Origin of the sequence: Waterburya agarophytonicola KI4 (genome assembly GCF_020640915.1) — a bacterium.
GTDB classification, from domain to species: domain Bacteria; phylum Cyanobacteriota; class Cyanobacteriia; order Cyanobacteriales; family Xenococcaceae; genus Waterburya; species Waterburya agarophytonicola.
This window is the reverse complement of record NZ_JADWDC010000015.1, coordinates 38,758-51,549: the sequence shown is the minus strand read 5'-3', so window position 1 is coordinate 51,549 and position 12,792 is coordinate 38,758. Positions and strand designations below refer to the sequence as shown.

Below are 12,792 nucleotides of genomic sequence, written 5' to 3'. Positions count from 1 at the left end.
GATTAATTTGCTAGTGCCGTTATTTTTGCTAGGTTTAATTGTAATAGCTGCTGTTTTTTTTTCTAAGCAAACTTGATGTCAGAAATTCGTGGAGTTTGGATTGCGAATCGCCCCCATAGTCAGGTTTTAGAGTCCCAGGATAATATTTCCGAGGCGATCGCTTTTTTGGATTCCTATGGGTTTAATTATATTTTTCCCGTAGTTTGGACGAGGGGTTATACTATTTATCCTTCTGGGGTAATGAGTCGATATTACTTACCCGCGATCGATCCATTTTATGCCCAACAGCAGCGCGATCCTCTTGGGGAAATTATTACCGCAGCCTACCAACGAGATATGAAAGTTATTCCCTGGTTAGAATATGGTTTTGCTGCTTCTCATCTTTTGAATGGGGGGCATATCCTCAAACAATATCCCCATTGGCAAGCTGTAGATCGAAATGGCGATCGCGTAAGATACGGTAGTTTAACCTGGATGAATGGTTTCAATCCCCAAGTACAGCAGTTTATGTTAGATCTAGTTGCTGAAATTGTTACTAATTATGATGTAGATGGTATTCAGGGATGCGATCGCCTTCCAGCATTACCTAACAGCGCGGGTTATGACCCCGATACCGTCGATCTATATAAAAATACTTTTAGCAAACATCCCCCTCAAAATCCTCAAGATAAACATTGGATACAATGGCGCGCCGATCTTTTAACTGACTTTTTGGCTGAATTATATCAACAGGTAAAAACTATTAAGCCTGATGCTATTGTGTCCTTATCCCCTGGGGTATATCCTTTTTGTTTGCAATATCTATTGCAAGATTCTCCTGCATGGATCGCCAAAGGTTTGGCAGACATAATTCACCCCCAGATATATCGCTCGAATCACTTTAGCTATAACCAAGAAGTCAAAAAAATAATCAAAACCTTTGATCGCCATTCTCTCTCTAAATTTGCCCCAGGGATTGCTTTCACTGCTAATGGCAAAGATATTACGCCAAAAGATCTAATTAAATGTATCGAAACCAATCGCGATCGCTCTTTTGGCGGACAAGTATTCTTTCACTATGAAGGGTTGCGGAAAAACAATGACCGACTGGCGATCGCTTTAGCCGATGTTTTATGGGCAAATGGCAAATAAAAAATAATCAATTAAGAATTAGGATAGCCAAACCAAGTCGGATCGATATAATTGATGCGGGCGAAAGGTTCGAGGGTAGAGAGAATAGCCTTACCATAGCTGCGGGAATTGACGCGATTATCTAATAAAGCAATGATGCTTTGAGACTCTCGCAATGGCACTACTGTTTGTTCCAAAGTTTTGAGGGCTGTTGGTAACAGATATAGCCTAAACCAATCTTTACGACGATTTTTATAATAAGCGACGCGGTTAGCTATCAAAGGGTTTTCCAAGGAAGGTATAGGCAATGTCGCCACAATTAATAATCGAGGAATGGGTAAATTTTCTTGGTGTTGTTGCCAAAAAGACCAACTGCAAATTAGAATCCCGTCGTCATTTACCTTTGCTGTTTCAACTTTAACCCGCGAACCAAATTCCGCAGCCAAAGCCGAACCTACTTTTCCTTGCAAGGGTACATCATCAGAAATCAAAACAATTAATTCTTTAATCTTGCTGCTGAGACTGACTAATAACAAACTTTGTTCGATTAAGGCTGACTGAAAATCTGGAGTATTGGGAAGGGGGAGGCGATCTGGCAGATATAGTTGAATATGATTGTTTTGTCGGTGGGGAGTAAACTTAAGACTCAAAATATCCCGATCTAAACCCAATCTTTGTTTATAGGTTGCAGCAGTCGATTCAATATCTAAAAAACCACCTAGAATGACCACTGGTTGGTCTTTCCAAATAGGTTGCAGATAATTTCTCACCTCTCCTGGAGCAACATCGATCGCAAACCATTCGGGAACTATTGCACTCTGCTTGTATCCCGTAGGTGGGCGAGATATCCAAGATATAGTATGTTTTTGAGATATTTGGTGCCAAAATTCTTGAAATTTACCCGTTAATCGTTGTTTATCTGCTAAAGTCTGGCAGAGATAGCTAATCAGCCCCAATTCCGATTGGAGCAAAGTATGATTGCCGTAGGGATTTTGAGGACGAGTTAAGATAGACTGAGTTAATTTGATGCTGGTATCGGCAATCAAATCTTGATAATCGGGACTTGCCCGAATTAAATTATCCCAATCTGAAGCGTCGAGTCTAATTGTGAGTAAGTTTCTCGTCCATTCTTCTAAATTATCCGCTCGTTCGATAATTGTGGGGATGTTGGGGGGAAATTTAGCTTGACTTTCCAAGCGATCGCTCAACCAATTTTGAGGAGTAGTCAGTAATAAGCGATCGCCTTGTTGCCAACAATTTCCACTACGAACTTTTTTATCCGAACCCAACCATTCTTGTAATTTAGCTATTTCTACTAGTAAATACTGTTGTGTTGCGGAGGGAGCAACAATAATTACCGACCAGTCTCCCAAAAGTATGGGCATCAAATAACTAAGACAATACTTACTGACGCTACTGCCAGTCTGCATCAAAGCAGGACGATCCAAACGCAAAGTTCTGGCAATGAGCCGTGCCATGGTCAAGTGGTGGGGAAAACTTCTATCTCCATGTTCCCGCAAAAAATCTCTCAAAGATGAGTGGACTTCTACTTCAATCACATTCAAACTATCTCAAAACAAAGACTGTAGTAGTATCCACTATTACTTAAATTCGTTCTTAGGGAAAGGTGTCGGTACAACTTTAAGGGTTTTTAGCTTGCCGTTTCTCAAAATTTCTACCTGCAAACCAGAGCCTATTGCGCTTAGATCTACTTGCTCTTGTACCTGTAGAGAGGTTTTAACGGGACTATTACCGACCTTATTAATAATGTCTCCTGGTTTTAAGCCACTTTTGGCAGCAGGCGAGTCAGAAATTACTCGCACGACCAACACGCCATCATTTTGGGGAATTATAAAATCAAAGTCCGCGCTTTGATTAATTTCTTCTCTGGTCTGTTCGGTAATATTAACCATGTGAATCCCTAAATAGGGATGATCTGCTTCCCCTTTGGCAAATAATTGATTCGCTATGCGTTGGGCTGTTTCAATGGGAATGGCAAAGCCCAAACCCTGAGCATCAGCCCGAATTGCTGTATTAATGCCGATTACTTGTCCTTGAGAGTTTAATAAAGGGCCCCCTGAGTTTCCTGGGTTGATGGCTGCATCAGTTTGAATAAACCGAACTCGTTTATCGGGAACGCCAACTTGAGAGCTAGAACGACCCAAAGCACTGATAATACCTACGGTAACAGTATTATCTAATCCTAAAGGATTGCCAATGGCGATCGCCCATTCTCCAGGAGTCAAGCTTTCCCCATCGCCTAAATCCGCAGTAGGCAAGTCTTTTGCCTCGATTTTAACTACTGCCACATCAGTAAAAGAATCTGTCCCCAATACCTTGCCTTCATAGGTTTTGCCATCTTTGAGGGTTACTAAGACTTTTTCCGCTCCATCGACTACATGAGCATTGGTTATCAGACGACCATTCGAGCCAATGATAAAACCAGATCCCGTACCCCGCTCGAATTTATCTGGTGCGGGGTCTAAAGAGTTTTCTCCATCATCGCCAAAAAAACGTCTCAATAAAGGATGTTTTAAATTTTCAGGTAAGGTGCTAGAAATCTGTCGCGAAGCATCAATTCTGACTACCGCAGGGCCTACCTTTTGCACGGCAGTAGCAATAAAGTTAATATTCTGAGTGTCTTCTCCTATGGGAGACGGACTGGACTTGGCAGGAATAACCGCAGGATAAACTTGCGCTTGACTAATCTCTGGTGGTTGTCTGAGGGCGCGACTGACTAAAAAGCCCATACCACAGCCAAGGGTTAAAATGCTTAAATAGACACTCAGTTTATTAGATAAAAATTTCATATTATTGATTAACTTTAAGCTAGGTTGAACCCCATATGAGTAATTATTACAAACAAAATTCGATCTTCTCTTTTAGTCGTTAAACTTTATATCTAGCAGGCAGATGGAAAACTCAAACTCCTTCAATTGTAGTTGATTGTTGAATACTGATTAAAAACCCACTACATCTTACCCAAAGCACTTAAAAAACTCAGTAAATTCACTGACATTTCACGGCGATTAGTACTCGTTTTGTGTTATGTATGAAGTTAGGAACTAGATGTTGTTTTCTATATTTCATGAGTTTGTTAAAGTCATTGTTTGTCAGCCCATCTATATCGTTATCGTTAACTCAGGATTTATTAACAACCGCAGTTATTGGCGATCGCGCGATTCAAATAGAACAAGCAAACCCAGGAGACAACCCCGCTTTCGACCTCATTGGTTTGACTCGACTGCGTAACGATCCTAACTTTGCGGGGATAGATGGCAGTGGTTTTAGCGTAGTCGCCATCGATACGGGGATTGATGTCAATCACCCTTTACTCGCACCCAATTATCTGACTGGTTATGACTTTCTCGACGACGATAACGATCCTAGCGATCCTGACGGACACGGCACTCATGTAGCGGGGACAATTGGCGCGACAGATGAGAGTATTGGTGTCGCTCCTGGTGTGGGTTTGATCTCTCTACGAGTATTAGATGGTAATGGCGGATCTTTATTAGAAGTAGAAGATGCTCTAGAGTGGGTCTTTGCCCATCGCGAACAATACAATATTACTGCGGTTAATTTATCTTTAGGACTGGGGTTTTTTACTCCAGAAACGGGACTGCGGGGAGATATTATCTCAGACGATATTCGACGTTTAGAAAATGCTGGCGTGACCGTAGTTGGGGCTGCGGGGAACGAATATTTTACCAATTCAGGAGAATCAAATCGAGAAAATTTAGCTTTTCCTGCTATTGCTAGTACGATCGCCGTGGGAGCAGTTTGGCAAGATGGATCGCAATCCAATATCGCTTGGCAGAGTGGCAGTATTGATTACACCACGGGGGCAGATCGCATCACCAGTTTTAGTCAGCGTCTCAATGTATCGAACGTTGTATTTGCCCCAGGAGCATTAATTACTAGTACCATTCCAGGGGCAGGTAGGGGCCTTTTGGCGGGGACTAGTCAAGCCTCACCCCACGTCGCGGGTTCGGTAGCTTTGCTTCAACAAGCATCTTTGCAATTTAACGGGCGTTTGCTAGCTCCTGAAGAAGTGCGAGAGATTTTGTTTAATACGGGGGATCGGATCGTCGATGGAGATGACGAAGATGATAATATTATTAATTCTGGAAGTTCTTATGTCCGAATCAACATTTACAATGCGATCGCCCAAGTAAAAACAGGAGCAGATAATTTTGCTCCTCCTCCTGAGAATAATCCCGATAATATTGTCTCTGGAGACTCTAACGGTACGATCACAGGAGCTTTTATCGCCCCAACCATTGATGGTTCTCCAGTTTCCCCTATTGTGGGTAATATCGGACAAGACGGTCAGAATATTCGCCCTAATGATGTTGATATTTATCGCTTCGAGCTAGTTTCCCCAGGGACAGTGAGAATAGAAACCGCATCCGATCTCAACAATCCTGCTGACTTTGATAGTTATATCAGATTGTTTGATGTCAATGGCAATGAAATAGGCAACAATGACGATATTGCTACGGGAAATCTGTTTTCTCGTCTCGATATGAATTTAGAGCCTGGAACGTATTATGTTGGAGTCAGTGGTTTTAGAAATATTAGCTACAATCCTAATATTCCTGGGAGTGGCATTGCAGCAGATACGGGGAATTATACCCTACAGTTTAGTCTGAGGAATCAAGATCCCAATGGTTTGATTAGCGGGGCAGTCGAAGTTAATTTGGGTAGCGGACTCGAACCCTTAGTTTTTCCTGGTGTGATTGGGACGGACTATGGGGAAGAGGTAGGCGTGTCTGATGTCGATCTGTTTCGAATTGTCGCTCCTGACAACGGGGTTTTGTTTATTGATATTGATACGCCCTTTGCCAACAATTTTGTTAATTCTTATCTCAGATTGTTTGATGAAAACGGCAATGAAATAGTTTCTCCCAGCGATGACAATCTGGCGATCGCCAGAGATGGTAGAGCGATCGAATTTCTTCAAGATAATAATTCGGGCATAGTCTTAGAAAATCCCGAACAAACTGATTTAGTAGACAGCAGCCTCGATCCAGAAGGGAACTATCAATCGGGTAATTATGGTCATACTACCGACAGTTTTATTAATACTAGAGTCGAACGGGGTAAGGTTTATTATGTTGGGGTATCTGACTTTTTCAATCAGGAATATAATGCCAATAATCTCAGCAATCGTCCTGAAAATACTGCGGGGGGTCAATACGAATTAATTACTACCTTTGTTAATAACGACCTCGATGGTAGTATTACCCAAACCGATGGAGCGATCGCTCTGCCGATTGGCGATCGCCTTGGGGTAATTGGCGTGGATGGAGAACAAGAAGTAGGCGATCGCGATGTGGACTTTTATCAAATCAATTCTGGTAGTTCGGGAATTCTCGAAATATCCGTCACATCCAGTAATGACGATCCTGTTAACACCGTCGCTCTTATTTTCGATGCAGAAGGCAACCGCTTGGGCTTGAGCGATCCTAACAACAGTCTTGATTCCTTATTGCGCTACCAAATTGCCCCCAATACCGACTATTATGTTGCTGTTACGGGTTTTGGCAATCAAAATTTTAATCCCTTCGCCTTGGGTAGTGGTACGGGAGGAGATACAGGGACCTATACAATTAACGGAAATCTCATTCCTCTAGAAGAAGCAGGAAATTTAGTCGACAACACCATCGGCAGCAGTGCAGTACAAAACCTCACTTCAGGAGAAACTGTCTTTGGTAACGTGGGCAACGATAGTGGTTTTATTGTTGGCGATACGGATATTGATATTTATCGTTTTATCCCCAATATTGACAGTACGGTAAATATCAAAACCATTGCTAACGAAGAATTTAGTGCCGATACTTATTTAAGAGTTTTTGACGGGGAAGGTAACGAAATTGCAGCCAATGATAATGAAAACGATCTCAATCAGGGTAGCCTGATTCAGTTGGACGTTACCGCAGGGACGCAATACTATATCGGTGTTAATGGCAGTAGCCCTCAAGGACAACAATACAATCCCGTTACGGGGGAAGGTGCTGCACCAGGAAACCAAGGCAATTATAATCTCAGTATTAGTAGCGGTAACGATCTAGTTACGGGTTCGACTGTCTATCGTTTTTTCCGTCCCGACATAGGGACTCACTTCTATACTGCGTCAAACTTTGAGCGAGATTCAATTATTACTAACTTGCCCAACTATAGTTACGAAGGAGAATCTTATCTTGCTGCATCAGAAACCGCAGATCCCTTAACGGGAGCAAGACCAGTATATCGCTTTTTTAATACCTCCACGGGGGCGCATCTATACACTATGTCCGAAGCCGAACGAGATACTATCGATGGCAATTTAGCTAATTATAATTACGAAGGAATAGCTTATTATGGCTACCAAAGCGATCGCCCAGGGGCAACTGCCTTATATCGTTTTTATAATGCCGCGATCGACGCCCATTTTTATACCCCCTCGGCAGTGGAAAGAGATGCCATTTTAACCAATCTTCCCGACTATCAATTGGAAGGTAATGATGGAATTGCTTTTTATGTCGAACCAATTAGGGATATTTAGCCCCAAAAAATATCCAGATCGAACTTATTTGGCTTGTCCGATAAAAGATGAAATGACCAATCACCAATGACTAATAACTAATAACTAATGACTAATAGAATTAACTTTCTGACGTATAGCAGGATTGTATAACCGCAAATAATTCCAGTAATTACCAAAAACCCCCTCAACATAATCCTTAGTTTCAGGAAAAGGTATTTGCTCGACAAACAAATCGGGATCGCTAGTATTATAACTGTCTAACCAAGAACTAACATTCCCCGTACCAGCGTTATAACTTGCTACCGCATATAAAGAATTATCCTCATAGCGATCGTGATTGTGCTTGAGATACCAAGTCCCAATTTTGATATTATCTTCGGGATTTGTGAGGGAATATTCTGCTAAATCTAGTTGTTCTGCTACCCATTTAGCTGTAGGAGGAACAATCTGCATCAAGCCAACTGCACCAACCACCGAATCGATCTCGGGATTAAAGGTAGATTCTTTACGCATGACAGAAAGAACTAACAAAGGATTAATCTCATCTTGTCGAGCAAAGTCAAGAATTTCTGTTTGATAGGGAAAAGGAAATAAACCCCGCCAATAAGCGGTAGTTTGGCGCAAGGCTTTCCATTCTTTTAATTCTTGAGGAGTTTCTCGTTTGGTTAAATCCCAAATTTCTTGCATTCCTGCGCTATATTCTCCTACCCCAATTCTTAGTATACCTTCGCTAAACTGCTCGTTCACAGAAAGCTGTTGGGGTCGTTCGAGCTGCGATCGCAACATTAGCCCTGCATCGTAATATTGCCCTAATAAATAGAGTTCTTGGAGGGCTGAAGATCTTACTGGTAAGGGGCTATAGGTGGCGGATAAGTTTAAGGGCGGAGAGAGAGAGCGCAATCGATCGAAGTCTCCCACATCCCAACCTAACATAACTGCCGATCGCCATGCCCAGTAGGATTGAGGATATTGCTTGATGATTTTTTTGAACGTTGTTTCTGCCTCGGCTAATTTACCAATCTCTTTTGCCCATTTTCCCGTCCAATAAAGAGCTTTAGGCGCAAAACCTTGTTCGAGGGTGGAGTTGGATTTAACCAAAGGCTGCATCCACTGCCAAGCATCTTTTTTGCTACCGCTGGCTGCTAATTTTTGGGCTATTTTCCAACGATATTCCCCCGCAGCGGAGGAATCATTATATTGATTTAATAAGTTCTGGCGGGCTTCATCGGCTGCGACGTTTTTATCAAAACGTTCGTGAACGATCGCTTTAGAACGATAAGCTTCTGGGGCATTGTTGGGAAATTTGGCGATCGCTTTTTCAAGATATACCACCGCTTCATCACCGCTAGAAATGTTAGCTAAGTAGATTAAAGCTTCACCTGCTTCTCTAGAGTCATGATATTCTTGTAATAGTCTTTGATAGGCTCGTTTGGCAGTATCTAAATTACCATTGCGATGAAAACCTCTGGCAGCACGATATAAATTTTGAGGGGTAGAAGAGGCATAGGTATAAGCATCCGCAGCTTTGCGGTGTTCTTCTTCTCGCCAATAGCCATCAGCAATAGCTTGCCAGTCTTCAGGAGTGAGTTTAGCTGGATATTTTAATACCAGGCGATCGCGAATTGGGTTTAAATCGGAGTCTCGACTGTATTTTGCCAGCAACAATAGTAATTGAAATTGTTGGGGATTTTTACTCAGACGTTGGCGGGCAATTTTTTGAGCGATGGGATGATAGGGGAACTTTTTAATGATTTGAGCTTCATTTTGGACTCGATCTTCATCCAGCAGGGACAGTGCATTTGCTGTCAGAGAAGAGTCGGGATAGCTTTTAATTAAATACTTTAAGGTTCTTTGGGCAGCGTTGGTTTGTTGGTTTTGTTGATGTGCTTGAGCAATTTTCCAGAGAATTTGAGGGCGCAGCAAAGGATAGTCTTGTCCCAAGCCTTGGAGATAAGTTAAAGCCAGCTTGCCTTGTTGTTGTTGCACCAAATCCGAACCCAATAAATAACGGGCGCGATGGCGATCGAGTATTCTTTGTTTGTCATTTCTTCTAGGATTCCCTTCTGCCATAACTTTCAACTGAGATGCCCTAGCAGAAGGCGTTATTTGGCGTAATTCTATCAGAGAAGATGATTCGGGGGCTGATGATAATTTTTTGTTCGATTGGTCAGATAAATTACGGCTTTGTAAAATCAAACAACCAAAGCCACTTAACAGCATTAGTAAAATTAACTTTTTGTTGTTAGCCAACAAAGTTATTGCTCGATCTTTTAGTTTTTTTTGTAAGGTTTTTCTGGGGCGCACGCGGGATTCTAGCATGAGTAATATTGCTCTGTCTTACCAAAAAATAGGGAATTTTAGGAATGATAAATGAGTTGGATTTGGAACTAGGATCGAAATGTCTGCGTCAATGGGTCATAACTAATATTTCTATGAGAAAAATTTTTGTCTAGTTATGTTTAACGCAAAATACTCTAAAGTAACCACTTCTATCTCCATAACTTTGACTGCTTTAACAGCAGCGATCGCACCATTTGCTAATATAACCCCTGCCCAAGCGCAGCTTTTTCCCAGTCAACCCAATCGAGAAAGAATCTACAATCCTCCCCAACAACCCAGACGCACTATAGATCTGCTCCCCAATACCGTTCCTCGGGGGTTCGTCATTCCCGTAGAATATGATGAAGAAAAAATTCTCCTTACTCCAGAAGAAACTATTCCCCTAAGTCTTTATGTCGCAGCAGATGTCAAAGATAGTCGGCGCAACATTCTCATCCCCTATGGTAGTGAAATAATCGGCGAAATTAGACCGAATGAAGATCAATCTGGTTCTTTTTTCTTAGCCGAAGAACTAGTCTTTCCTAACGGCACGACTCGATCGATTGATGCTATTTCTGATGTGGTAACTCGGAGAGAAACCATTAAAAAAGGAGCGAATGCAGGAGAAATTATCAAAGGGGCAGCGATTGGTGCTGCTGCTGCCACTGTATTGTCGGAAATCTTTGGTGATATCGAATTTTTAGAAGTTTTGGGCGGGGCTGGTGCTGGTGCGATCGCTGGATTGCTTCTGGGAGGCAACGAAGCAGAATTGGTTTCCATCGATCCGAACAATGACCTGCACCTCACCCTCCAAACTAACTTGGCTTTGCGCTAAAATTTTACAAATTTTTTAGCTGGTCGTAACATTTTGTTATCTAACCCAGTTGGAAGATAAAAGTTACCAAATCGCCTTTACCTAAGGCAATGCGATCGCCAGCCCGCAGCCGATGACGGTTTCCTTTGAGTAAAGGAGTATGGTTGACATAAGTTCCATTAGAACTACCCACATCCTCAATATAATAAATATCTCCTTCGATTCTAATATCAGCATGAAGTCTAGATACTACCTCTGAGTCGGGAAAACCCGCCACATCAATATCTGGGGGTATTTGACCGTTGGGTTTGCCAATATGAACTACATTTAAGTTAGCAGGAATTTCAATAGTAGTGTTGCTTTGCAGATGCAGCAGACTTGCTGTTTGCAACTGTAATTGGGTCATGCCACTAATATTTCCCATCCCAGCACGATCGGGGTCGGCAGTCGAACTAAAACTACTATTACTGGGGCTTGCGGGGACTTCTGGAACTTCTAACTCTTCTGGTTTAATCTCGGCTTTTTCCTCTATTGGAACTTCATCGAAATTCAAATCTAGGTCAGTCGATTCTGTCGACACAGGCATATTATTGTTTGTATCAGAGTTTGATGTGATAAATTCTGGAGGTAGCTCTAGATCTACAGGGGAAGAATCAATTTCTGTACTATCAAGATTGGATGCAGCTTTTGGCTGTCCGATGGTCAAATCTTCTTCTTCATCCCAAGGACTAGTAATGGGAGAAGACATAGTAGTTTCGGGTAAAATATCTGATTCTACTTCTGCTACAGAGACTTCGGGTATTTCAACGGTGGGAGATAACTCTTCTAGGGGCAGATCAGGCAATGAGCCAATTGCTGTCTCTTCGACAGTTTTTTCAGGAGCAGTTTCCACAACTGGATTTTCTGCTTGTAAATTGAAACCACACTGACCGCAAAAAGTCGCATCGGTTTGTACTGATGTTCCACAATTGGGGCAGCTAGTACTCGCTGGCAGAGGAGTATAACAATTTTCGCATTGCAAAGATCCTTCTGGATTTTGGTGATTGCAACTGGGGCAAGTAATCATAGGTATTTTAAAATTTCACTAAAATCTAAACTATTACACTACTACCGACATAGGTGTTTTTTTTCCCCACTATACTATTTATTATTGATTATTGACGGTCGAGGGATAATTCTGCTGCTGCGCTGCGATCCAATAACCACAAAAGTTCTCCTTGGGGTTGAATTAATCGAGAGGGATAATTCATCTCATCAGCTTCAGGAGCAAATACTTCTTTAAGAGCAGGACGCTTATTTGCTCCTGCTACTACAAATAAAACACAACGAGCTTGATTAATCAACGGTACGGTAAAAGTAATTCTAGGTTGACCGTCTTTATTACCCACGGTAATTAAGCGATCGCAAACTGTTAAAGCCTCGGTATGAGGAAACAAAGAAGCAGTGTGTCCATCATCTCCCATACCCAATAGGATTAAGTCAAACGCGGGGAATTCTCCTGGCTGAGTCTGGAAAAAGGAGTGAAGTTCTTGTTCCTGTTGTTGGGCATCTTGGAGGGGATTTTCGGCATTAGTACTCATCGGATGAATATTGGCAGCAGGAATTTCTATACGATCTAGCCAAGCCTGACGCGCCATCAATTGATTGCTGTCTCGATCGCTGGCGGGGACATAACGCTCGTCACCCCAAAAAATATGTACTTTTGACCATGGTAGAGACTCTTTGCCTAAAGCTTCGTAGAGTGGTTTGGGGGTGCTTCCTCCAGACAAAGCAATGGTAAACTTACCTCTTGATTCTATGGCTTGATGTAAGCGAGCCAGAATAATTTCTCGCGATCGCTCAATTAGTGCGGGTTTATCGCTTAAAACTTCAATATTTCTGTTCATAGTGGTTTAAATTACCGTTTTCAGGGTAATGAGAGCGGGGTTCAACTAAATTTTAAAACTTCCTGTTAGAGGCTCGTCCAAACTTAAGTATATTTATTATTTTTGAAACCTATTTTGTGGAGAGACTAGCT

The 12,792-nt window shown here is 42.0% G+C and carries 8 protein-coding genes; 3 read left to right on the top strand and 5 right to left on the bottom strand.

Annotation, left to right across the window (positions count from 1 at the left end; translation table 11 throughout):
- Nucleotides 1–75: 75 nt before the first annotated feature.
- A complete protein-coding gene (locus I4641_RS08455) occupies nt 76–1,131 on the top strand; it encodes a glycoside hydrolase family 10-like protein (protein WP_229640047.1) in 1,056 nt (351 codons plus the stop codon).
- Nucleotides 1,132–1,142: 11 nt separating this feature from the next.
- Here the strand turns inward: I4641_RS08455 and I4641_RS08450 are convergent, their stop codons facing one another.
- The gene (locus I4641_RS08450; protein ID WP_229640046.1) at nt 1,143–2,669 is read right to left on the bottom strand and encodes a helicase C-terminal domain-containing protein; all 1,527 of its coding nucleotides are present in this window, start codon (nt 2,667–2,669) and stop codon (nt 1,143–1,145) included.
- 42 nt (nt 2,670–2,711) lie between these two features.
- Nucleotides 2,712–3,920, bottom strand: a complete 1,209-nt coding sequence (locus I4641_RS08445) for an HhoA/HhoB/HtrA family serine endopeptidase (protein WP_229640045.1) — start codon at nt 3,918–3,920, stop codon at nt 2,712–2,714.
- Nucleotides 3,921–4,198: 278 nt separating this feature from the next.
- Between I4641_RS08445 and I4641_RS08440 the strand changes: the two genes are divergently transcribed.
- Complete coding sequence (locus tag I4641_RS08440) at nt 4,199–7,660, top strand: S8 family serine peptidase (protein ID WP_229640044.1); 3,462 nt, start codon at nt 4,199–4,201, stop codon at nt 7,658–7,660.
- Between the two features lie 84 nt (nt 7,661–7,744).
- Here I4641_RS08440 and I4641_RS08435 read toward each other — a convergent pair whose 3' ends face one another.
- Nucleotides 7,745–9,961 (bottom strand): lytic transglycosylase domain-containing protein, encoded by a 2,217-nt coding sequence (locus tag I4641_RS08435; protein ID WP_229640043.1) that lies wholly within the window; start codon nt 9,959–9,961, stop codon nt 7,745–7,747.
- A 136-nt stretch (nt 9,962–10,097) separates the two neighbouring features.
- On the opposite strand from I4641_RS08435, the gene I4641_RS08430 reads away from it, so the two are divergent.
- Nucleotides 10,098–10,796, top strand: a complete 699-nt coding sequence (locus tag I4641_RS08430) for a TraB/TrbI/VirB10 family type IV secretion system protein (RefSeq protein WP_229640042.1) — start codon at nt 10,098–10,100, stop codon at nt 10,794–10,796.
- A gap of 40 nt (nt 10,797–10,836) precedes the next feature.
- Here the strand turns inward: I4641_RS08430 and I4641_RS08425 are convergent, their stop codons facing one another.
- Complete coding sequence (locus tag I4641_RS08425; RefSeq protein WP_229640041.1) at nt 10,837–11,841, bottom strand: FHA domain-containing protein; 1,005 nt, start codon at nt 11,839–11,841, stop codon at nt 10,837–10,839.
- A gap of 88 nt (nt 11,842–11,929) precedes the next feature.
- Complete coding sequence (gene pgl / locus I4641_RS08420) at nt 11,930–12,661, bottom strand: 6-phosphogluconolactonase (RefSeq protein ID WP_229640040.1); 732 nt, start codon at nt 12,659–12,661, stop codon at nt 11,930–11,932.
- Nucleotides 12,662–12,792: the final 131 nt, after the last annotated feature.

Coding starts and splice junctions, on each gene's coding strand:
- I4641_RS08455 (WP_229640047.1), top strand. CDS start 76: ATGTCAGAAATTCGTGGAGTTTGGATTGCGAATCGCCCCCATAGTCAG.
- I4641_RS08435 (WP_229640043.1), bottom strand. CDS start 9,961: ATGCTAGAATCCCGCGTGCGCCCCAGAAAAACCTTACAAAAAAAACTA.
- I4641_RS08440 (WP_229640044.1), top strand. CDS start 4,199: ATGAGTTTGTTAAAGTCATTGTTTGTCAGCCCATCTATATCGTTATCG.
- I4641_RS08425 (WP_229640041.1), bottom strand. CDS start 11,841: ATGATTACTTGCCCCAGTTGCAATCACCAAAATCCAGAAGGATCTTTG.
- I4641_RS08430 (WP_229640042.1), top strand. CDS start 10,098: ATGTTTAACGCAAAATACTCTAAAGTAACCACTTCTATCTCCATAACT.
- pgl (WP_229640040.1), bottom strand. CDS start 12,661: ATGAACAGAAATATTGAAGTTTTAAGCGATAAACCCGCACTAATTGAG.
- I4641_RS08445 (WP_229640045.1), bottom strand. CDS start 3,920: ATGAAATTTTTATCTAATAAACTGAGTGTCTATTTAAGCATTTTAACC.